Genomic DNA, 20,633 nt, shown 5'->3' with positions numbered 1-20,633 from the left:
TCAGCAAAAACGTTTGCATTTAAAAAACACATCGCACATCTTTGCACTCCCGAACGACGGGAACAAAACAAAAAACGATGGTGATGTAGCTCAGTCGGTAGAGCAAAGGACTGAAAATCCTTGTGTCGGCGGTTCGATTCCGTCCATCACCACAAAACCCCCAAAAAGCCGCAATTACGCGGCTTTTGCCGTTTCTGATAGTATCGTTGATAGTGTTTTTGATAGTTCTCTACAAATGAGTGATACAAAACACCCCTACGTATTAGCTAAGATTTACCCCGCAAAAGAAAAAAAAGGGGCTAGGTACTACATTAAATACGCCGCCTTCGACGAATCGTTAGGCCGTTTGCGCGAAAAAATAATTTGGATTCCTACCGAAAAAACAACCGATAGGGAAAAAAGGGCATGGGCGATACCTGTCATTACTCAGATTAACGAGGAACTTAAAAAAGGTTACTGCTTTCGTAACTCCCCCGCCACCCCCTCACCGAAAAACTACAACATAAAAAAGACGCTGTACGACTTGTTAGAAGTGAAAAAGAGCGAACTAAGGAAAAAGAGCGGGGGAACGTATCAAACAGCCCTAAACAAGTTTTTTGAGTTCTTACAGGTTCGCAATTTAGAAGGTATTGACATTACAAATTTTGACAGGTTGAAGGCGTACGATTTTAGGGGCTTCCTAAAGATGGAAAGGAAGAATAGCAACCGAACCACGAACAATAACATGATTTGGGTAGGGTCTATTTTTAAAATGTGCGAAAAGCGTTCTATTATAGAAACAAATCCCTTCACGGAAATAGAACCATTGCCCGAAACGGATAGCGAAGCAAATACGGCCTTCACTCCTGAGCATCAAACCTTACTCGAAAGTTGGTTACAAGAAAACGACCCTGTTTTATTTGCTTTTACGCGATTCCTGTACTACGCCTTTATTCGACCAAAGGAACTTAGACAGATAAGGGGCGGGGATATTAACCTGAACGCTAAAACGATAACGGTACGGGGCGCAATAGCGAAGAACAAAAAGACTCAGATAGTACCTATACATACAAACTTAATAAAAGTAATAGGTGCTGAAGTAGTCCAACTTCCAAATTTATACCTGTTTGGGCGCGGCTTAACTTGGTTAAGCAAAAATCAACTTGCCGAAAATTACGCCTACAATCGACACAAAAAAGCCCTTGAAGCGTGTGGGCTTGAAGGGCTAAATTATACTTTATACAGTTGGAAACATACGGGGGCGTGTCGTGCTATCGAGGCAGGCGTAAACCCTCGAAAGTTACAGGGGCTTTTACGTCATAGCAGTTTAGCCGAAACTGATACTTACTTACGTTCCCTAGGCATTAACTTGCAGAACGAGGAACTTAAAGAGGTTTGGTAAAAACAGAATAAAATTCTGCACCTAGCACAAAAAAAGACCCTCGCAAAGCCCGCCGCGCTCATGCTCCTGTCGCGATGGGTCTCACGTGAGGGTCTTTTTTGTTAGTAAGACCAAATTTTATTTTGTTAGAAAAAATTCTGAGTTTGAAATCCGTTGCTATTACCCGCGCTAATACTAGCCTTCGTACCTGTACAAATTCTCATGTTGTTGCCGCTGATTATGTTATAATCGTGCGAACCAGTCGCAACCTGAATTTGTATCCCATTCGCGCAACCCGACACCGCTTGATTATTTAGAATTTGGAAATCTGTTGTTGATGTTCCCGAAAATATATTTTGGTTTGCTATACACCAACCAGTAACATTCCTAAATGTATTTTCTGAAATCTTTGCATACTTAATTGCTTGGTTTATCAATATCCCGTCAACTGTACCCAAAAAGGTGTTCCCTGAAATTCTCAAAAATGGCGTTTCGTTGTTACTGTTTGCGTGATATATTGAAGCAACCGTATTACCGATAAATTTACAATTATCAACCTTCATATTTTTAAGGGAAGTCCAAACCGAATATATACCGTACTGGTTGCCCCTAAATTCGGATAACACTACTTGTACATTATCAACGTAAGTACCATTAGTGCCAAAATTCATGCCTTTTGACCCTAAAAATCTACACTTATCAAAGGTATGAAACCCTCCATCACTAATAGTAAACTCTACATTTTGATTAAATTTACAGCCTACAAATTCATTTTTAGTATTATCAACACTCGTAAAATTAAAGGTTGAATTAAACACGCAATTATTAAACCTAGCGTATTTTATGCCTGGCAGGTTCACTTGGCTAGCAAAATAACAGCTATCTACCAGAATGTTACTTGTGTCAGATGAGCTATAAAAGGGTGATACAGTTTTCCCCGTTGTCATGCACTTAACATTATATAGGATTGTATTATCCCCCATACGTGCAAGTCTGAGCGCCATATCGGATTGTGTACTATTTTCTATGCGTATCGTGTCGTATAAGACATTACTAGCTCCGCCGAATGTTAAGCCGTAGTTGCAACCGCTAATAAAGCCGTTTCTAATTATAGTCCCTTCGCATAGATTACCAAACGCAACCCCACTAGAAAGGTGGTACTGCGCCCCATACTCCGTTATTGAGGACATATCGTAGTAATACGTATAGTTACCGCAGTTCTCGAACTTAAACCCGTCCAAAACACACTGTATGCCTTCCTCAAAATCTATACCGCAAAGGGAGGCACTTTTTCCGTATAGATTATTCATATACACGTTTCTTGAAAGGCTTTCGGGGTTTTCGCCGCCTACACTGTAACAGTGTCGCCCAACCCTCTCGACATGGCAATTTTCGACCACAATATTATGAGGCACAATAGAAGTATTACTATTAAATCCGTTAATTAATATTCCATCCCCCATCTGCATACCTCCGCCCGCAATATCTGTTATAGTACATGACGAAATACGTACGTTTCTAATCTCTCCGTTTCGGCTTTCTGCTAGGATGCCATACCCGCCGTGGTTTACGTCGTTAATTACAGTTGTGGGGTGCATTACGCCACATTTTTCTATTATTAAGCGTTCTATCTTAACGTTTTGCGCGTTTGATATGTACACCCCGTAAGCGCGTTTTATCCCCGTGAATTTATCGGTAGTTTGCCCGCCTCCGTTAATTCTTAAATCGCAAACTTGCACGTCTGTAATTACTGAACCCGCTGAATACACGTTTATTACCCTTGCCGTGTCCGTGTTTGCTTTTAGGATACTTGAAGCCCCTTCACCGAATACCTTAACCCCGGAACGGAGATTAAGACCTGATACAAGATAAACGCCTTTAGGGATGTAAATATAATCCCTGTTATCTATTGCGTACTGTATAGCGGCTGTGTCGTCTGTTGTTGCATCACCTTTTGCCCCTACCCATTTCACGTTTACGGCTGTACTATTTGTGTCAACCGCTTGCTTATCTGATAAGCCAACGGGCGTACCTAATCCTAGGATACGCCCGCCGTTCATTTGTTTGTCGTAGTATGCTCTACGTCCCATGTTTTTAAGAGATTACGATTACAGTCACGTTTGCCAATGTCGTGTTTGATGTTACGCTAATTGCGTTAGCACTAACACTTTTTACGTCTAATTCTATTTCTTCCCCGCCCTGCCAAACTTGCACAAGTGGCGTAGCAAGGTTTAGGCCGTGCGTTACATTGGTAACAGTATTTGCAGTTAGGGAAGCAATAGTCTGTACCACCCTCTTCGCATAAAAGAAGTTAGAAAGGTAGCCTAAAAGTGTTGCAGGGGTCAAAGCCCTTGTAGTGTCCGTGCCTGCGTTTGCTTCCGCCTGTGTTGCTAGTTCGATAACGCCCGCGCGGGTTTCGCTTGCCGTCATTGTGTTTGCCTGAATTACAAACCAGTTTGAAGTACCACGAACCAACTGGTCGCCTATTTCTACCTCTATTCCGCCAACCGTGCCCGCGTTTGTCGTGATAAACCAAATGTCTCCGGTCGCGGGTGTTGAAGGGAAAGCGGGGCTAGTGTTCGCGTTCGTTATATCCCCTTTTATTGTTACCGAACCTGTTATCACTTGGGAAAGGTCAACCCACGACGTACCGTTCCACCCCATGAATTTTTTTGTGGCGGTGTCGTAGTACGATTGTCCTTCATAGGGACTTGAGGGAGCGGTCGCACTGTTAGGAAAGCGTAGGTTTACAATTGCCGCCCCTGCGTTTAGAATAAGGTCAAAAAATCTGTTACGTGCCATTTTTTTAGGTTTTAATGAATTAGTAATGTTCCTGTTATTTCTGTGTTTGCCTGTATCCTGACAGTGTTCAAGTCAGGGTACAATACGTTTACTTCTATTTCTTCGCCCCCCACGATTGTTGTTACATCTACAAGCCTACCAAGGTTGTGTGTAAACGTTTGGTCAGTCAGGTTCGTGAACTCGAAAGTTAGGGTTTCGCCGCCTTCGGAGGTTGTCGGGGGCGGGGTTGTGGGGCTTGTACTCATGGAACTGTACGAAGCGTATGAGTTTGAGGGCGTAACCTGCTGTATTTGTGCTACGTTTTGCGTACTGCTTCGTTTCTTGTACAGCCAAAACACGAACACCAAAACGATAAGTATTAGCAAAGTTGGCGCACCTCTGTTGTTGTTTGCTGCCATAGTTAAAAAGTATAAACGTGAAGTTTTGAGCCTTCCAAGTTGCCTAAATCGTAGGTTGTACCGCCTACTGTTACGGTTACGTGTTCTCGTTCGCTAGGTAATTTGTACGGGTTCACGTAACACGCGAATTTTTGCCCGCCGCCCTCGCATCCTAACGCTAAACCGCGCTTATTGGCCGCGTGGTGTAGTATTGTGGTTTGGCCGTAATTCCTAAAACCACGACGAAACAAACGCGCGTCTCCCGCTTGTGGGTTTATCGTTTGCCCGTTGGTGGTATAGGTTAGGTATCTCACCCCTGTACTAGCGTTTACGATTGGTTTTACTGTGTTGTACCAGTGTGCGCCTAATACTGCCGCATCCTGCCCCGCCCTAGGATACTGAGGGTAACGCGGTTCGCCGTCGGGGAGTAAATTGGGCTGTGCCCCGCCTTCACTCACCCATGTTCTGTTAGGAGTCCAAGCGTTTGGTCTATCGTTTGCAACGTCTTTAGAAAAAGCATCTGTTTTCTCCCAATTGTACACCCCTTCCGTAAGCAAGCACCCAAAAAAACCAGTCCAAAGCATTAGTTCTAAGGGTACTACGTGCCAATCTGGAACTTTCCAGTATCCGCCCGTACGGGGGTGAATCCAGCCCGGGTTTTTATGGTGTTCGTTGACAGGGTTAGCCAATGACTGTGCCCAAGGTGACGAATACATGACCGTTTTTGCGTTTTCTTTCGCGGCGTACTTGCGTTGTGCCTCGAAAATTCCGCCGTATAGCCAGTCCTGAGTATCTCCATCGTTTGCCCAAAGCATCATTGTAAAGGAGTTTGTAAAGTCCACCATACCGCTATTATAATAGGGGTCGTTATCTTGTACACCGCCCGTACTTGTTGCTTTTTTTCTTGCCCCCGCCTCAGACGTAAGCGCGGAAACAAAATAGGGGTGCAACGGGTTGCGAACTCCGTCCACTTTTAGGAACTCCGAAAAGTTTACCAGTTTTGTGTCGTAGTTGTGGAAGAAATTCGTTTCGTGAGCGCCTGAAACTCCTAGTTTTTGCCCTAAGTATTGATAGAACTTTTTTCCAATTGTCCAGTAACTTCCATTGTCCCACGGTATAGGGTTGGAACCTGCCTCGGTGAATTGGTCGCCAATGCACGCGGCGGGGGTTATTCTGCTTGCTACGTTTCCAGCCGCTCCGTCTATCTGTGCATCACTGTGACCAACGCCCTCGAAAATATCTGAAAGAAGAATGAAGCATTTTTGGTGTTTAGGCGTGTCTGCGTCCCAAATTTTCGGCACGTGACTGTAACCCCTAGCCAACTTTGCGAAGTCGGAAATATCGCTATCTACTGAATGTATCGCTACTATTTTGCCTACATCGACCAACGGAGCGCCGTCTATTCTGCTAATGTACCCCGCCTTAAACCAGTTGGGCACGGTTAATTTTGTGGTTGCCATAATTGTAATTTAAGCGGTGTAAATTTCTTGCTGTGCGGATGTTAGTACCCAAAAGTCGTTAGGGTAGTTGTTGCCCTCTTTTATTTTGGTTTTCCATGCCTCAGTTTCCCACTTTTCCCACGTCGGGTAATAGGTTTGATGCAAGTATATTTTTGCTACCTGTACCAGTGAGCCCGCGCCTAGCTGAATGTTTGCGAATCCGATACGCTCTCCGTTCTGACCCTTTAAAGGCCGTCCATTTAAGTAGTAGAACGCCTTATAATCCCCGTCGGTGTCGCTTACGGTGTCGTTCCATCGTCCCGTTTCGGCGTTATACACGATATTGATTTTGTCGGTACGAACGGTGCTAAACGCGGCGGGGTCAGGGTTCGTAGTTACGCCCAAATCATCGTTAGTTATTACCGTGGTTGTCGATTGTGTATAAGTAGTGCCCGCAATAACTAAACTGACCTGAATTGTGTACGTCCCTGCCTGTGTAATGCCCCAGATTGAGTCGGAAGGATTAAAAAATATAGCAGGGAAACCACCCGCCGAAATGTTAAGACCTTGTACGTTTTCGGCGTGAATCAGTGTCCCCGCGCTGTTTCTTAGTTGTACTGTTACGTCGTAGCTACCCGCAGGGGTTACAGATAAGTTAATTACACGTGCAGGGGCTTGTACTGTATGCCAACTTAGCTTTGGGTTAGCGCCTGTAACCACTTGCCCTACCCCCGTAATTTGAAGCCCTACGGTTGGCTCAGGGGTTGTATTAGTTGTACTCGTACTACCCGAACCGCTCCCACTCCCCGAACTCTCTCCGCCGCCTATACGCCCCGTGGTGTTCGTGTTTTCGTCTATTGAATTTGCTTGCCTAAACAGTAATAGTACAATGACTATTACTAACACAAGCACTATAAATTTTGCTTGTTTTGACATAGTTTTATTTGTTTTTTTTAAAGAAAAAGCCGCCCATTAGACGGCTCTTTAAACCTACACAAAACAATTACCTACCGTTTAAAGTGGGTGATTAACTCCAAGAATGATAGAGCGCCGCCTATACCTTTGTCTAATAGCTCTTTGGCTTCGTCGCTGTTGTCGAACTCCATATCTAGTTCAATGGCTAGAATAGTTCGGAGTTCGTCGCGTTCGTCGTCGTCCAAATCTCGAAACTCGTCCCACACCATCGAAAAGTCTGTAAATGTGGGTTTTACAAGCGGTAAAAGCCGAAACACCTTTGGTAAGGTAGTGATAAGGCTCAGTTTTCTTTGGTTGATAATGCCCGAAGTGATAGCGATAAGAGAGCCAAAAAAGCGAACGAAATACGAAAGTTTTACAATGCCCATTTTAGTTTTTAGATTTAAGTTTGAAAAGATTTTTTATTACGTCTATGGCCGCGTTTGTGACTTCCCTAGTTCTGTCAACTAATACCCGCCCCGCCGCCGAAATGATTCTAAGGATAATATCCGAACAAATGCCAAATGCAAAAACAACAAACGAGGCAGTAAATGAGGTTAGGGGTATTTCGTAATACTCGCAAAATGCGAAGCCCGAAAAGTTAGAAAGTACTAACCCTGAGAGTGCAACCTTAAAGGTGTCTTTCCATTCTGCCCGTTTGTCTATTGTCCTGACTGCCAGTATTGCCCCGCCTAGCCCTGCAAGTTGTAAACGTACATTTACGTCGAATGTGACGCCCGAAACTTGCAGTATGACGAATAGTAATACATCCGCAAAAACTGTACTTATATGCTGCATAGGGGGGTGCATTACACAAAGTTTTTTAGTGCTAAGGTCGCCGCCGAAAACATTGCTAGTACTAACCAAATTGGCAAATTGCCAGTAGGAACATTGCCCGCAAAACGTGCTATTACCTTGCCCACGTCGCCTACCGTAAAGAACCCGCGCCCCGTAGGGTCAAAGGCTTTATAGTTTGCTGTGTACCCTGCCGAACCCGAACGGTATAGTACAAACGTATCGGGTTTTCCAGCGAAAGCGGGGCTAAAAACAATCATGTACAAGTCTGTCAGGTCTTTTACTTTTGCCCCCGCGTTCCATTTTCTCAGGTACTTATCGACGTAATCAAGTTGCTGTACCTGCGTCATTTTAGCGAGTGCCGCCGTACTTGTTCCTAGTTCTACCGCGACCGTGGAGCGAAACCCAATAAGCCCCCAAGCGCCGTTACCGTGGTGTCCCGTGTTGAATTTTCCGCCTGTCTCGAAATACATCACAATCATAAGCCAATCGGCGCGAAAGCCGTACTTATTTGCAATTGCCTGTACTTTGTCCGTAAACGCCTTGCGTGTTGCGGACGAAATGCGTTCTTCGTAAATCATTTTAGTACTAGGTTTTTAGCTTGAATCACAAAATACATATCGAAAAACAACCATTTACTTCCCTTGAAAAGTAGGAATGATTCACCGTCTTTTGAGCCTTTTCCTAAATCAATTACGTATTCTGCGTCTATTCTTTCGCCTAATGAATAGGTTTTTACCACGCCGCCAATGCTACCAATCGGGTCTTTAGACGTATCTACATTTGTAACCTCATACGCGGGCGCTCCGTCAGCGACGCAATAAAATCTACCAGTTGCGCCACCCTTACCTAAGTATGCCTGAAATTGTGCAAATCCATCCGCGCCTAGTTCTTCCTGTAAATCGGTGATTAAGTCCGAATCGTATAAATCTGTGTAAGCCCTAGAAACTGCCGCAAAGTCGGTTATTTTTCTAGCACAATTAAACAAAGCCTCTTTGTCGGTCAGGTCAAAACTCATCATCCATGCCGTGCCGCTTGGATTCATCGCTTGACGCATTTCGACAGCTATAAGGGCGTTATTGTCCCCCGCCGCCACTGCGTTTTGTGTTGCCTGTTTTGCCCCGTTTCTAATCACGTTTCTGACCAAATAAAAGATAGTCGCGTAAATAAGAAAACGTACAATTAGGCTTTCGTTTTTTGTATCAAGAAATCGCCCGTTCATAGTTTAGAAAAGTTTCCCCAAAAGCGGGTTATTCATCATTCCCATTGCCGTAGCAAACACTTTATCACGGGTTTTGGGGTTGGATATTTCGACCAATACTTTTGGATTTTTTGTGAAAAAATCGGTTATCCACGCAATAAACTCAGCAGCTTTGTCTTCGCTGCCTAGCACGTTTGAACACGTAGCGAAATGAGTTTTTACGATTGCTAATTTTTGTTCGGTTGTCATTGTTTTGAAAGGTTATTGTTTTTCTTCGTTCCGCTACATTATTCCGTCCAGTGAGCTTTTTAGACCTTTTGCGCCTTGTATAAACTCCATTGGTGAAAGTGGCTTATCTTGCTCTTTTTCGTCGAAAACTTCCGAAAGCGCTTTTGCAAGTTCTTTGAATTTGCTTTCTGTATGTTCTTTGTTTGCGTCCAACTTCATTTCTATTTTATTGAGCGAGGTCTTGATGTCAACCATCATTTGTATCAGGCTTGCGTCCATGCTATTCGTTTGGTTTTGTGGTTGTGCTGTTTCTTTGTAACCTGTGTTGAAAACCTCAAAATCGAACACCGTTGCGCCCCTGTAATTGTTCTTTGAGCTTCTTACAGTTAGTTCATACTTTCCAGTTATCAGGTGGTCGCCAAGGTCTGCAAATTCTTGTATTGCGTCTTCGTATTCGTCGCCCTCGTATTCCCCTTTTAACTTCCCTGAGGTCGTTTTAACCATCCAATACGAAAGTTTCTTTTTTCGTAGGTGTTTTATAGCGTCCTGTATCGTGTTCATACGGTAGGGGGTTTAAAAGTTTTTGGGGTATCGGATACCCCAAAAACTTATTTTTGTTTCATTTTCTTAACCGTCTCTTTGAGGGCTGCAACCTTCTTTTTTTCAGCCTCAATAGCGTTGTTATACTTCTTTACAGCCTCGCATTTTTTCTTCCAGTCTTCCAATACTTTGATGTTGTCAGACTTGGGCTGTTTCGGGTAAGATTTCATTTTTTTTGCCATTGTAGTAGGAAATTTTTAGGGGCGCAAAATTGGCTATTGCGCCCCGTTGGTTAACTGTTTTTTGTTGTGAGCGATTGGCTAGAAAAGTCCTAAAAACTTTGACTTTTTGCCGCCTTTTTTACCTTGCTTTTCGCGGTAATACAAGTATGCAAGCACAAGCAATACCAAGAAAATCCAAAGCGAATTGTCCTTAATAAAGGTTGTCACTTGTGTGCCGAAAATGCTTTCTAATACGTTCGAGCTTGAACTTTTCGCGGTTGTGGTTACGGTTGTCGTCCCTAGCGTAGTGCTGTTGCTGTACGTGGCTGTATTGGCGTCGATTGCTGCAATACCTTGCCCACGGAGCGAGTAAAACGGCTGATTGTTGTACAAACGCGGAAGCGTGTTGTCATTAATCACGGTTACTTTCCAGTCGTTACCAGCCACGGCGGTAATGAACGTTGCGCTGTTGCCTTCGTTCAACATCGACGATACATCGACGCCCGAATGATAGGTGGCGTTTCCTTGTGCTACATAGGTCAAAAAGGCGTCGCGCGGCATGAACGCCCATTGCTCCAGGTCGGGGTCTGGTGTCGTGTTTAAGACCTTGTAAAATAGGCCGTACTTTGAATTTACTTGGCCTATGTACACAACCCCCGTACCTAATGTACCTGAGACAGTGCCCACGTTGCCGATAATACTTACTTCATTTGCTGCCATTGGTTTAAGTGTTTGATTTTAAGATGTTTATTTGGTTTTTAGTTGTTTTTGTTGTTCTTCATTAAGAGTGCCACCGCCGCAACGCCTATACCCGCAAAAAGTAGCGTATTATTACCAGTTGCAGCGCCTGCCCCTGTTTGTACAGGCTGAAAATTGCCTAGTATCTGCCCGTTTGGAAGTGCCGTATTTGTACCGTTGTTGGGTGTGACTCCGTTCGGAAAAAGCACCTGCAAAACGGGCACTAATACGCCGTTGACTACCTGCTGTACGTTTTGCACCCACTGCCCCGTTTTTGCGTCCTGCGTGGCGTACTTGACATATACTTTGCCGTCTGCACCCGTGGCATAGGTCGCCCCCGTTGGTAGCGGCGGTATGGTTGGTGTCGCCGTTGGTACGCTCAAAATCTGTGTTTGCGGCATAGCTTTAGCGTTTAAAAAAGTTGATAGGAACGTCTAAGACAAAAGGCTCAATCGTAAACCAAAACCATTCGGCCTTCACAACTCCCGAAAACTTCACGCTAACGATACCGTCCGCGCTTGCATCTTGGTACATACGTTGCAAAGTGGCGGGGGCTGACAGTATAGGTATTTGCACCAAAAGGGGCATTACCGTAGTGCTATTGGGCTGAATAAGTACAGGCGCTTGTAAAATACATTGTGCGTACTCATTCCCCTGTTTGTCTCCCGCTCTAAAGTCTGCGTTTTGAATGGAGAGCGAAGCGTTTAGGGCGTTGGTTACTGCGATAGGCTGAACCCACTCAATAGCTCCCTGTACAGCTCTGAAATTCTGGGGCGGTAACGGTCGATAGTTGAGGCGTTGTGCCGCCCGTGCTTTGGGATAGTACCAAAGCGCAAAAGCCATTACTGCAAAAATTAAAAAAATCGTTGTCTTGTTCATCGGTTGAAAAGTATTAAGAGTACGAACGCAACCCCCGCCGCTATGACAATTTTACCCTGCCTGTTGGCTGTTTCTTGGCTGTCGGGAGCGTCAGGGTCTGAGGGGCTTTTAGTGTTTTGGTCTGCGTTGAAATACAGCCTCGCGTCCGACAGTGCCGCTTCTACTGTTTGCCCCGATTCTAGTTTTGTTAGAAAGTATTCGTACCCCTCAGGGGCGGGCAAACCTTGTGCGGTTGGATAAAGACACGTCGCAAAAATTACGCGTAAGTTTTGGGCTGTAAGTTCGGGGCGCGAACTCGCTAGTTTTAGTATTCTGATTTTTGCGGCGGGGTCTAAATCCGCGCTCTGACGAATGCGTTCTAAAACTGTTTCTCGTTCCCCTTGTACAATCGGCGGGTTTTGGGTCGTTGGGTCTGTTGTGGTGTTTTGGCCTGTGGTTGTACCCTGCCCCGCCCCCGCCGTTGTACTGCCTTCGCTTTCGGGTGTTGTCGCTACGGTCTGCCCCCGTAATATGTTCACCAATCCAGTTCCGCCCGTACTTGTTCCTATTACGGTGTTGAAAAGTGGTGTAATTCCGCTACCAATAAAACTTGCCATTTTATTTTGATTTTAAGAGGCTTAAAATACCTATGCCTATGCTGACCAATGCCAAAGTATTTGCGCCGCCTGTGGTGTCTGTGTCGCTCTTTTTGTCAGGGGTTTGAGGCGCTCCCGTGCCTGTGTTTACTGTACCTGTTTGTGTTGTCGGTTTGCCTCCTTCTATACCGCCATAAACCCACGTACAGGTGTTGTCGGTTATCAGGTAGTACACAAGTACAGGTATCGGCGTCCAAGCCTTAAAAACGTTGCGTCTGTACCATCTGAAAGTTTCAAGTTCCAGCCAAAGCCCCGCCTCGTTTTCTACCGTTTTCCCTGTCGATTTTAGGGCGTCACCTACTTGCCATTCTACGTGCTTGCCCTCTCGTTTTGCGTCGATTTTATTTTGTTGTGTGCTGTCTTTTGAAGCTCCCCAAAAAAACTGAGCGCCCGCCTGTGTTACTTTTACGATTGTGCCCTTTGTGGGCGGTATTACGTTTGCCATTGCTCCAAATTTGGTTATCGTCCGATAAAGAAAAAGGCCGCGATTCCTGCAACAAATAGCGCCGTGGTGTTGATGCCGCCCGCGCTTTCCTGTATTTGCTGTATTGCCGTTTGTACCTGCTGTATTTTCAGCTGAACGGTCTGAACTTCCGCCTGTGCTTTTGCGGCATTTTTGGACTGTACGCCCGTGATAAGCGAACCGCCAAGGCTGATTAAGACGCCTAGCCCCTGCACAATCGGAACGGGTACAGCCCCCGCGATAGCCCCCGAAATCGTAGAAATAGTACTCGTTAGCTGTTGTCGATTAATAAGAACCTGATACCTGTCGGCAATCATTTGCAAGTCCTGACCTAACGACGCGGCCAACTGCCCTAACTTTTGTATAGATTCTTGTTTCACTTCTTTTTGTACGTCTGCCGACTCGCTTTTATAGTTTTCGAGGGTTTGTAGTACATATTCAACAGTTACAAGATTGTCGGGGTAATACTTCATTGTTTTTCGTGGTTGACGTTGCAAATATTCGGACACATCCGAACTTTTCAAACACATTTTTGTAAATTTGGGAACTGTTGTAAACCTGTTGAAACTGTTTGAAACACAATGAGAATAAGTTTAAATAATCCGTTTTACCGAAAGGCCGATTTGTTAGAACTTGTCGGACTGACAAGCGATAAGAACAATTACAAGTTGTTCAGAAAGTTGCTAAACGAAGAAATTGCACATAACACAGGATATGACAGAAAGCACACTTTCACAGAGAAAGAGAAAGACGAAATCCTAAACTGGTTCAAAAAGAAGCAGTAAAAACATATCATTACGAACATCAAAGCCCCTGTACGCACTGTATAGGGGCTTTTTTAGGGTTTTTCGGGGGGTATTTGCGGGGATATTTACGGGGGTTTCTGTATTTTGTTTTACTTTTTTCAAAAAAAAATATGGCTACATCGACTACAACAAACAGAAACAACTACATCGACTACAAAACAACTACAAATCAACTACACAAAAAACCGCTTAGAACGCCAAAAAAGCCTATAATACCTTTTGTAGTTATTGTAGTTACTTATATTTCATTAAATAATTTATTTTAGCCCAAAAAATAGCCTAACCCCCTAAAAATCAACCCCTTTTTCTTTATCGGCCTTACATAGAATTTGTAGTAAAAAAAAACAAACTACAATCCACTACAAAGCAAAAAAAGTCACTACATTGCAGCTACATAGAAAAAAGCACAAAATTGTACTTAACCATGAAAACAGTAGTATTTATTGTCGCGTTTGCGGTATTTACGCAAGCATGGGCGCAAAAATGTCCCACGGTGCAAAAGATAAAAAGCGACCTAATAGGCCAAAAGGTTGTTACAAAAAAGAAGCTGATAGGTAAAGATTTTTGGGAATTTGCCGCTTTGAGTGAGTTTGAGCGTATTAAAATTAAAAACGAAGCAAGTAGCGGGCGTTGGTGTGAAAAGACCCTAGAACTTGATTTAAGAGACTTTAAGACGAATAAGCGTTATTACATGACGCTGTACGTCAGATATTTAAAAGACAGGTACAACGAATACATTTTAGAACGAATAGATTTGATTGACTATAAATAAAAAAAGCCCCTCGTTGCTGAGGGGCTTTTTACTTTAGAAGAAAATTTAAGACACGGACGAAATAAACTTAAAAATTCCAGTAGCAATAAAATCTATTATTTCATTTTCTCCTGATGAAATAATCTGTGCCTGTTGTACATCTTTTTCCATATCGACAACGGACACAAAACAGAAATCTTGAATATCATACAAAGACGCTACGTCCTTTAAATGATTTTTTAAGGCAGTGGCTTTTTCCTCTGACATATTAATTATCTTTTTTAGGTGTATTTTGAATTTCGACTGTATCAACAAATACAAGCAAATCAGATACGTGTTCGTTTCGGTCGTTTTTATAGACACTTACTTTTAATCTGCCTTGAATTAAAACCTTTGTACCTTTTTTTAGGTAAGGGGCAAGACCTTTACCCCTGTAAATGCAATTAAACCAAGTTGATTCTTCTTTTACTTCGTCGTTTTCTTGTTTGTAACGTTCAGTATTACAAACCGAAAAAATAACCTTTTCCGTGCCGCCGTTCGTTTGTTTAACTACGGCGTCTTTACCTAAATGTCCTGTTACTAAAATCTGTTGCATTGTTTTGATTGTTTATTGTGAAAAAAAATTAAAACTCTGGATTGTCCTTGTTTACTTCAATATCAGCCTCAAGACGTTCATACATTGCCCAAAAATACTGGGGTGTTGTATATCCTTCTAACCGCTTCGACACTTCCATGAATCCCGATTTAGCGAGGGCATCACGTAGCTTTTTTTGGTTCATTTCCATGCGTGTTTTCTCTTTTAAGTATTGCATTATTTGCGCGGTCTTTAAGAACTTATTGGCGTCTCTTTGGTCTTTTACTGGTTTAAAATAAGTAGTCAAAAACTCATACTCTGGTGTTCTTACGCTAAACGCTTCCGCACCATCAAACCAATCCTTTGTTTCTTGTGCTGATAGCCAATAACGCATACCATTTTTGTACATACTGTACGCTTCCCGCCACAATTCGTACACGTCAACATTTTGCGCTTTTTGTATATCAATACTAGATACTTCAAAAGGCAAAAAACGCCGCGCTCCTGAACTATCTGTAAGAAAGTCGTTACCATTTACCGAACCCACAAAATTTGCAATACGTGGCATTTCTACATCATATTTACCATAGGCTAAACGCATAGTTACATTTGGTAAAGAAATGTAGGTTTTTAGTATTTCCGCGTCGTGTTTATTTAAGTCGCGCAACTGGTCGTCTATGTTAATCATAAACATTGTACTAAGTCGCTTTTTCGTATCCTTATCTTTGATATTAAATTCATCACAAAAAAGGTACGATTTCGTTAAATACTTTGTCGGGTACAAGTTGTTAAGCCACGTCGTTTTAAACGCCCCTTGGCCTCCTGTAAGCACTAAACACGTCTGATTATGGCATCTATCGTGATTTAAAGCATTTGCTACTGAGGCCGTTAGCCACATACGTAAACACTCCTTAAAACAATATTGCATATCTTTTCCCTTTGGACTAACCACTTTGACAGTACTTGCCATTTCGTCAATAGTGGGGGTCAATCCTTTTTCGTCAAATTCTTCTTTTGGCCTAATTTTCATTCCTTCAAAAAAAGTTTTAAAAGGGTCAAATTCTTTGGTAAAATCAGATTCTAAAATCGTGTAAAGCAAATCTTTTGAAGGTCGTATTTCAATATCGTTCTCTATTCTTCTAATCAAAGAACTCAAAAATCTGTCGTCTAAGGGCGTCCAATCTGATTCCTTTGATGACTTTATTTTCAACTCAGGACGATATAAAACTTTATTGTAACGAGTATCAAAAGTATCACTTATCCACTTTTCTATTTTTTTTGTCTTTGACATAGGTATTCGTTTAAGTCATTGTACTTCAAATACATCGTACTGTAATCTTTGACTTTATCGCCGTACTTTTCTGCAAACTTTTTCGTAGTCTTTACACCCGTTTCGTCATTATCAAAATACGTCCTTATTTCATCGTATGCCGAAAAATCAAACTTTTGCCAAAGTGCCGTACTGTGCAATATTACCGCATTAGTACCGAACGAACAAAAGGAGTTAATCCCCTTTATAACGTACATACTTAAAAAATCAAACATACCCTCAAATACACTCACTATGTTTGAAGAAGGGCAACGACTTAAAATAGTTATGTCTTTTTCGCCTATACAGCTTTTAAAGTTACCGAACCTTATTTCATATCCACCCGAACGGTTACGCATACCAACAGCCGTATATTTAGAATCGTCAGGGTTTAAGTAGTGAACTTGGCTAAGGTGTAGCCTAGCTATTTGCTCAGGTATTCCGCGTCCTTCACAATACTTTATAAGGTTGTTATACTGCAAATCCCTAGCAGATAACAAAACACGTTTTTTCTTTTTTTCGCTCTTTTCTACGTAGGTTGCTCGCTCAAAAATACGCTCTACTTCGTGAGTATTAAGTAAAATATAAACTCTTTCAAATGCCTGTTTTCTGCCTATTCTTTCGCATAATTGTACAAGGTCTATTATGTCGCCCCCGCGCTCCCCGTTCCCAAAATCTTTGTACGTATTCGTTTCCTCATGCACGTAAAACGAGGGGGTATTTTCGGCACGATAAGGGCTAAAATAAAGCAAACGACCGCCTGTTTCTCCAAGTGGTTCGATGTTGTTTGATTTTAAATATTGCACAATTGGGAACATTTTTAGCTTCTTTATGTCGTACATGGCTTTATTTTATTTTAAGGTTTAAATCTCTTTTTGACTTTAAAAAAAAATCAACAATTATAGACCTTTTATTTAGTGGGTCTATTAACATTACGCCTATTTTATCCATTTCTTTTTCAAAATCTTTATAGGCTTTTAGCTTCAAATCTTGTTCCCTTGCCATAGTTCGCAAGTAGGAAAGTTCATCGTTGTTTGACATAGTATTAGGTGTTTTGTTGTTCAGCTTTGTTTTTCGCTTGTTCTATTTCTTCACTGCTCCAATCGTTATGAACCCATTCAAAATAATCATCTTCTAAAGACAATATTTCACGTTCAAATTCTTCAAGCTCCTTTTTTAGTCTATCAAGTTTTAAGTACTTGATTTCAATTTCGTGCGCCCTTCCTTGTATTATTCTACCCGCTTCGGGTAAAAATCTCAACCAGTGCTTTTTCATTTGTCTTGTTATTTAGATAGTCCTGTATTAAAAATTGAGACAAACTGCTCAAAAAAATAGCCTAGCTTGGTATGTCTAGCGATTCCAAGCGAATTATAAAGGGCGTCCATCAAATCCGTGTCCATTTTTTTTGAGCTTATTATTCTGTACACACTTGGCTGAGAATAGCCCAAAGAGACGAAAACACCGCGTATTTTGGCTTGTGTGGCTGAATTTTGGTCGTCGTACAGCTCTTTAAAGGTCTTATAAGTTTGACCGAAAACTAAATTGTATTGTGCCATAGGATTTAATTATTAATATTTGATAGTACAATATTAAATCTTAATACAAATAAATCCTAATAATTAATACAAATTTGTTTTAAAACATGGAACAAGAATTGAATTTTGGATTGAAAATCAAGCAGTTAATTGAATCAAGACGCCACACCTACGAAGAAGCTGCAAGTATAATCGGAGTCACACGGTCAACGGTTCACCGCTGGACAACACTAAAAGACCTCGGTACGGATGTACTTAGACAGGTTTGCAAAGCCTACCAAATTGAATTTTCGTACTTTCTAAGCAGTGCCAACTATACACAAAACGCGAAGGTCGTAAACGCTGGAATCAACGCAGTAGGTGAAAAAATAATGAATTATGGCACTGTTGAACATAATTCGGGGGTAAGTCCTAAAAACGAAGTTGATAATAAAATACTTATTGAACGGCTAAAAAGTTGCGAAGAAAAGAACGCATTACTTGAAAGAATGATAAAAATACTTGAAAGTAAATGATTTGATAGTTTTGATAGCAAAGTGTAACTAACTGAAAAATAGCGATTAACATGAAAAAAGAGAAAATTCCGTCCATCACCACCATCGGTAAAAGCCGTTATAACGCAAGTTGTAACGGCTTTTTTTGTTGGTATAACAATTTATTTTTCGTAGTTCTTTATTTAGCCTTTGAGGTTTGTCAGTCTTCGCCGAGCTACGCAACCATATTATTCTTACAGACAAAATTCACAGCAACGAAAATGATTTTTCAGGTTCAACGCATTAAAAAAGTAGCCTCAGAGAGGCTAAATCTTAGTAGAAAAAAGGGCAAAGGCCATCCAAAAGCCCCACGGGGGTGACATCTTTCACCGAACGTCGACCGCCCCGATGGGGATTTGGGGTGGATGTGCTTCATTTTTCTACTAAGAGGTAGCTCCGCTGGAGCAATCAATAGCCACTCTAGATTTTAATGCGTTCAACCTGATGATTTTTGAAAGGAATCGTTTTCTAATAAATTCGTCACAACTTCAAAAAATTACGTACCCATGAAAGTCATCTGTCTGGAAGAAATGGATTTCTGATGAGTAGGCCATATTGTTAGGTCTCTCTACCCTTAAATTTTGCTTATCTCTTTTGCTGCACGAACACCTGATTCAATGGCTCCCTCCATACTGGCGGAGTAGATGGAAGTGTGTTCTCCAGCAAAATGTATTCGACCTTCAGGGCGGATAATTTCAGGCAGCCAAGATGTAATTTGGCCCGGAAGAAATGATGAGTATGCTCCCAGTGAATATGGGTCAAGCTGCCAGCTCTTTGAAATTCCACCCTCATAGTGGTCGGAAATATCAGGGTGAACTTTCTTCATTTGTTCCAGTACAAATGTTAACCTGTTCTCACTCGACATCTTATCAACTTGCAATGCGTCCAGACCACGTACATGAGCTTCAAGAATAGCTCTGTCTCTTTCTTTTCCTGTTTTGACCATAGGATGCTCTTCTACTTGCCCGATGGGCAAATCTGTCATGGCATAACCATTCTCTCCATTTTTTTCCCAAAACCTTTTCCTTACTTCCAGAAAAACACGGGTAACTGGTGTATAATACAGTCCGGCAATGATCTCTTTTTTAGAGGCTGATAACGAAGGCGAGATATTAATGTTTCGCAACACGGAAAAAGGAATAGTGCAAATGACCCGATCTGCACTGATGCTTTCCTGCTTACCAGCTATGTTAACAATTACTTCTACGCTATTGGAGTCATTTTTTAGGCTCACCACTTCGGCACCAAAGTGAATTCGTTCTCCTAATCTAACCGTAAATGCTGTCGATAAACTATCAACTCCTCCTGGAAAGCTGTAAGAATCTTTACTCCCCATACCCTGTGCTACCGGTAACAGATTCCAAGCAGCAGAGGCCTTTCCATCGCGATCCGCATACCAAGCAGTTGCCCGAATCATTTCCTGTGCCCCAGCAGAGGCACCTCTTTCTGCGACAAGTTGAAGCAAGGTCTTATTGTCAATAGAACGAGCCCAATCATACAATGAATCTGAAATGGAAACATCCTTTACGCCTTTAAGTAAAGGCAGGATGTACTTGTTAGTAATACTACCGTCACGCTCTTCAGGTGTAAGTTCATACGGCCAATCTATTTTTCCTTTGTTCGGAACAATTCGCTTGCCACGTAAATGATAGACCGGTTTTCCGACTGGGCTCCGAATAGCAGGGGCTATCAGTGACTCGTATGGAATATTGAAAAGCTTCACATAACGGAGAAGATTGAAATAATTATCGTTGAAACTCATGCCCCCGGCCTCAGCCGTTAATCCCGGAGTGAAACCTTCCCGAAGTGTCAGCACGCGACCACCAGATCGATTTCGGGCTTCAACCACGATAACTTCATGTCCAGCTTGTACAAGTTCCCATGCTGCTGTTAAACCAGCAAGGCCCGCTCCAAGTACAACCACTTTCTTGCTTGTTTTTTGAGAAGATGAAGTTAAACCAATTGGCAGCGAAAGACCTGCGGTTGCAGCAGTGGAGTCTTTTAGAAAGTTTCTACGATTCATCGAGTATGGTTGTTTTATTTAATTGTATCAACCACGACTTTAATTGACACATAAAAGACTGTATTGCACTTAACAAATAAGCTTTATTTTTCTTTATCCTACTCTGAAGAGCATTCTACTTATCTGTGCTAACCGCTAATTATTGGACACGTAAATGATAGAAAGTTAGAGACTTCAAGCACAGATTTTTGTCTTATTTTGAGTTAAATTTTTCATGTCAATGTTATGTTTGAGCAAATACTTGTAAGGGCTTTGAAAGTTGATTCCTCCATGTATTCTCTCGAAATTATAAAAACTTCTAAATTCCTCCAATGTTTCTCGAGCTTGCTTCAAATCGTCAAATTCAAACCTCTGACATACAGAGCTTTCCATGATGGAATGGTAGGCTTCGATGTGCGCATCTTGTTGGGGTGTTGCAGGTTTTGTGAATTCTTGTTTGACTTGTTTATCTCGAAAATATTGTTGGACT

Annotated in this window: 31 protein-coding genes and 1 tRNA gene; 6 read left to right on the top strand and 26 right to left on the bottom strand. The window is 42.2% G+C overall.

What is annotated here, in order from left to right:
• The first annotated feature begins 79 nt into the window (after window positions 1-79).
• Window positions 80-152 (top strand) — tRNA-Phe (locus K339_RS0108415).
• A gap of 83 nt (window positions 153-235) precedes the next feature.
• Window positions 236-1,381, top strand: a complete 1,146-nt coding sequence (locus K339_RS0108410) for a tyrosine-type recombinase/integrase (RefSeq protein WP_028523212.1) — start codon at window positions 236-238, stop codon at window positions 1,379-1,381.
• Window positions 1,382-1,506: 125 nt separating this feature from the next.
• On the opposite strand, the gene K339_RS0108405 is transcribed toward K339_RS0108410, so the two are convergent.
• The 17 genes from K339_RS0108405 to K339_RS0108320 form a co-directional block, all read right to left on the bottom strand.
• Window positions 1,507-3,450: a glycosyl hydrolase family 28-related protein gene (locus K339_RS0108405; RefSeq protein ID WP_028523211.1), complete on the bottom strand. Its 1,944-nt coding sequence runs from the start codon at window positions 3,448-3,450 to the stop codon at window positions 1,507-1,509.
• 4 nt (window positions 3,451-3,454) lie between these two features.
• Window positions 3,455-4,162, bottom strand: coding sequence for a hypothetical protein (locus K339_RS35830; protein ID WP_028523210.1), 708 nt, complete (start codon window positions 4,160-4,162; stop codon window positions 3,455-3,457).
• A gap of 400 nt (window positions 4,163-4,562) precedes the next feature.
• The gene (locus tag K339_RS0108390) at window positions 4,563-5,999 is read right to left on the bottom strand and encodes a hypothetical protein (protein ID WP_028523208.1); all 1,437 of its coding nucleotides are present in this window, start codon (window positions 5,997-5,999) and stop codon (window positions 4,563-4,565) included.
• Between the two features lie 9 nt (window positions 6,000-6,008).
• Complete coding sequence (locus tag K339_RS0108385) at window positions 6,009-6,914, bottom strand: hypothetical protein (RefSeq protein ID WP_028523207.1); 906 nt, start codon at window positions 6,912-6,914, stop codon at window positions 6,009-6,011.
• A gap of 71 nt (window positions 6,915-6,985) precedes the next feature.
• Window positions 6,986-7,321 (bottom strand): hypothetical protein, encoded by a 336-nt coding sequence (locus tag K339_RS0108380; protein WP_028523206.1) that lies wholly within the window; start codon window positions 7,319-7,321, stop codon window positions 6,986-6,988.
• Window position 7,322: 1 nt separating this feature from the next.
• Window positions 7,323-7,730, bottom strand: coding sequence for a hypothetical protein (locus tag K339_RS0108375; RefSeq protein WP_157607527.1), 408 nt, complete (start codon window positions 7,728-7,730; stop codon window positions 7,323-7,325).
• 11 nt (window positions 7,731-7,741) lie between these two features.
• Window positions 7,742-8,308 (bottom strand): hypothetical protein, encoded by a 567-nt coding sequence (locus K339_RS32980; protein WP_051397883.1) that lies wholly within the window; start codon window positions 8,306-8,308, stop codon window positions 7,742-7,744.
• Entirely contained in the window at window positions 8,305-8,949 is a 645-nt protein-coding gene (locus K339_RS0108365; RefSeq protein ID WP_028523204.1) for a hypothetical protein, read from the bottom strand. Before K339_RS0108365 ends, K339_RS32980 begins: the two co-directional genes overlap by 4 nt.
• A 3-nt stretch (window positions 8,950-8,952) precedes the next feature.
• Window positions 8,953-9,177: a hypothetical protein gene (locus K339_RS0108360; RefSeq protein WP_028523203.1), complete on the bottom strand. Its 225-nt coding sequence runs from the start codon at window positions 9,175-9,177 to the stop codon at window positions 8,953-8,955.
• 33 nt (window positions 9,178-9,210) lie between these two features.
• Window positions 9,211-9,717: a hypothetical protein gene (locus K339_RS0108355; RefSeq protein WP_028523202.1), complete on the bottom strand. Its 507-nt coding sequence runs from the start codon at window positions 9,715-9,717 to the stop codon at window positions 9,211-9,213.
• 47 nt (window positions 9,718-9,764) lie between these two features.
• Window positions 9,765-9,926, bottom strand: a complete 162-nt coding sequence (locus K339_RS37060; RefSeq protein ID WP_211243787.1) for a hypothetical protein — start codon at window positions 9,924-9,926, stop codon at window positions 9,765-9,767.
• 90 nt (window positions 9,927-10,016) lie between these two features.
• Window positions 10,017-10,637, bottom strand: coding sequence for a hypothetical protein (locus K339_RS0108345; protein WP_028523201.1), 621 nt, complete (start codon window positions 10,635-10,637; stop codon window positions 10,017-10,019).
• A gap of 38 nt (window positions 10,638-10,675) precedes the next feature.
• The gene (locus tag K339_RS0108340) at window positions 10,676-11,056 is read right to left on the bottom strand and encodes a hypothetical protein (RefSeq protein WP_028523200.1); all 381 of its coding nucleotides are present in this window, start codon (window positions 11,054-11,056) and stop codon (window positions 10,676-10,678) included.
• A gap of 4 nt (window positions 11,057-11,060) precedes the next feature.
• A complete protein-coding gene (locus K339_RS0108335) occupies window positions 11,061-11,534 on the bottom strand; it encodes a hypothetical protein (protein WP_028523199.1) in 474 nt (157 codons plus the stop codon).
• Complete coding sequence (locus tag K339_RS0108330) at window positions 11,531-12,130, bottom strand: hypothetical protein (RefSeq protein WP_028523198.1); 600 nt, start codon at window positions 12,128-12,130, stop codon at window positions 11,531-11,533. Before K339_RS0108330 ends, K339_RS0108335 begins: the two co-directional genes overlap by 4 nt.
• 1 nt (window position 12,131) lies before the next feature.
• Window positions 12,132-12,614: a hypothetical protein gene (locus K339_RS0108325; protein WP_028523197.1), complete on the bottom strand. Its 483-nt coding sequence runs from the start codon at window positions 12,612-12,614 to the stop codon at window positions 12,132-12,134.
• A 14-nt stretch (window positions 12,615-12,628) separates the two neighbouring features.
• Window positions 12,629-13,105: a hypothetical protein gene (locus K339_RS0108320; RefSeq protein ID WP_028523196.1), complete on the bottom strand. Its 477-nt coding sequence runs from the start codon at window positions 13,103-13,105 to the stop codon at window positions 12,629-12,631.
• A 108-nt stretch (window positions 13,106-13,213) separates the two neighbouring features.
• Between K339_RS0108320 and K339_RS0108315 the strand changes: the two genes are divergently transcribed.
• Window positions 13,214-13,417 carry a hypothetical protein gene (locus K339_RS0108315; RefSeq protein WP_028523195.1) on the top strand — a complete coding sequence of 68 codons (204 nt, stop codon included), beginning with the start codon at window positions 13,214-13,216 and terminating at the stop codon, window positions 13,415-13,417.
• Window positions 13,418-13,862: 445 nt separating this feature from the next.
• Window positions 13,863-14,210, top strand: a complete 348-nt coding sequence (locus tag K339_RS0108310; RefSeq protein WP_028523194.1) for a hypothetical protein — start codon at window positions 13,863-13,865, stop codon at window positions 14,208-14,210.
• A gap of 45 nt (window positions 14,211-14,255) precedes the next feature.
• On the opposite strand, the gene K339_RS0108305 is transcribed toward K339_RS0108310, so the two are convergent.
• Genes K339_RS0108305 through K339_RS0108275 form a run of 7 tightly spaced genes read right to left on the bottom strand, consistent with a single transcriptional unit; the run spans window position 14,256 to window position 17,629 of the window.
• Window positions 14,256-14,456, bottom strand: coding sequence for a hypothetical protein (locus K339_RS0108305; protein ID WP_028523193.1), 201 nt, complete (start codon window positions 14,454-14,456; stop codon window positions 14,256-14,258).
• Window position 14,457: 1 nt separating this feature from the next.
• On the bottom strand, window positions 14,458-14,784 hold the full coding sequence (locus K339_RS32975) for a single-stranded DNA-binding protein (protein ID WP_051397882.1): 327 nt from the start codon (window positions 14,782-14,784) through the stop codon (window positions 14,458-14,460).
• Window positions 14,785-14,812: 28 nt separating this feature from the next.
• Window positions 14,813-16,054: a VapE domain-containing protein gene (locus K339_RS0108295; RefSeq protein ID WP_028523192.1), complete on the bottom strand. Its 1,242-nt coding sequence runs from the start codon at window positions 16,052-16,054 to the stop codon at window positions 14,813-14,815.
• On the bottom strand, window positions 16,033-16,914 hold the full coding sequence (locus K339_RS0108290; RefSeq protein ID WP_028523191.1) for a DUF8464 domain-containing protein: 882 nt from the start codon (window positions 16,912-16,914) through the stop codon (window positions 16,033-16,035). The genes K339_RS0108295 and K339_RS0108290 overlap by 22 nt, the downstream gene beginning before the upstream one ends.
• A gap of 4 nt (window positions 16,915-16,918) precedes the next feature.
• Window positions 16,919-17,113, bottom strand: coding sequence for a hypothetical protein (locus tag K339_RS37055; protein WP_157607525.1), 195 nt, complete (start codon window positions 17,111-17,113; stop codon window positions 16,919-16,921).
• Window positions 17,114-17,117: 4 nt separating this feature from the next.
• Complete coding sequence (locus K339_RS0108280) at window positions 17,118-17,348, bottom strand: hypothetical protein (protein ID WP_028523190.1); 231 nt, start codon at window positions 17,346-17,348, stop codon at window positions 17,118-17,120.
• Between the two features lie 8 nt (window positions 17,349-17,356).
• Window positions 17,357-17,629, bottom strand: coding sequence for a hypothetical protein (locus K339_RS0108275; RefSeq protein WP_028523189.1), 273 nt, complete (start codon window positions 17,627-17,629; stop codon window positions 17,357-17,359).
• Between the two features lie 86 nt (window positions 17,630-17,715).
• Here K339_RS0108275 and K339_RS0108270 point away from each other — a divergent pair, with 86 nt between their 5' ends.
• Both K339_RS0108270 and K339_RS37050 read left to right on the top strand, forming a co-directional pair.
• The gene (locus tag K339_RS0108270; RefSeq protein ID WP_028523188.1) at window positions 17,716-18,123 is read left to right on the top strand and encodes a helix-turn-helix domain-containing protein; all 408 of its coding nucleotides are present in this window, start codon (window positions 17,716-17,718) and stop codon (window positions 18,121-18,123) included.
• A gap of 50 nt (window positions 18,124-18,173) precedes the next feature.
• The gene (locus K339_RS37050; protein ID WP_157607524.1) at window positions 18,174-18,461 is read left to right on the top strand and encodes a hypothetical protein; all 288 of its coding nucleotides are present in this window, start codon (window positions 18,174-18,176) and stop codon (window positions 18,459-18,461) included.
• 254 nt (window positions 18,462-18,715) lie between these two features.
• On the opposite strand, the gene K339_RS0108265 is transcribed toward K339_RS37050, so the two are convergent.
• On the bottom strand, window positions 18,716-20,164 hold the full coding sequence (locus K339_RS0108265; RefSeq protein WP_028523187.1) for a flavin monoamine oxidase family protein: 1,449 nt from the start codon (window positions 20,162-20,164) through the stop codon (window positions 18,716-18,718).
• Between the two features lie 174 nt (window positions 20,165-20,338).
• Window positions 20,339-20,633: integrase core domain-containing protein (locus tag K339_RS32970; RefSeq protein ID WP_028523186.1), on the bottom strand; the 295-nt coding region annotated here is incomplete at its 5' end.

Origin of the sequence: Runella limosa DSM 17973 (assembly GCF_000482465.1) — a bacterium.
GTDB lineage: Bacteria > Bacteroidota > Bacteroidia > Cytophagales > Spirosomataceae > Runella > Runella limosa.
The sequence above is the reverse complement of the archived record's forward strand: the minus strand, read 5'-3'. Positions and strand labels throughout refer to the sequence as shown.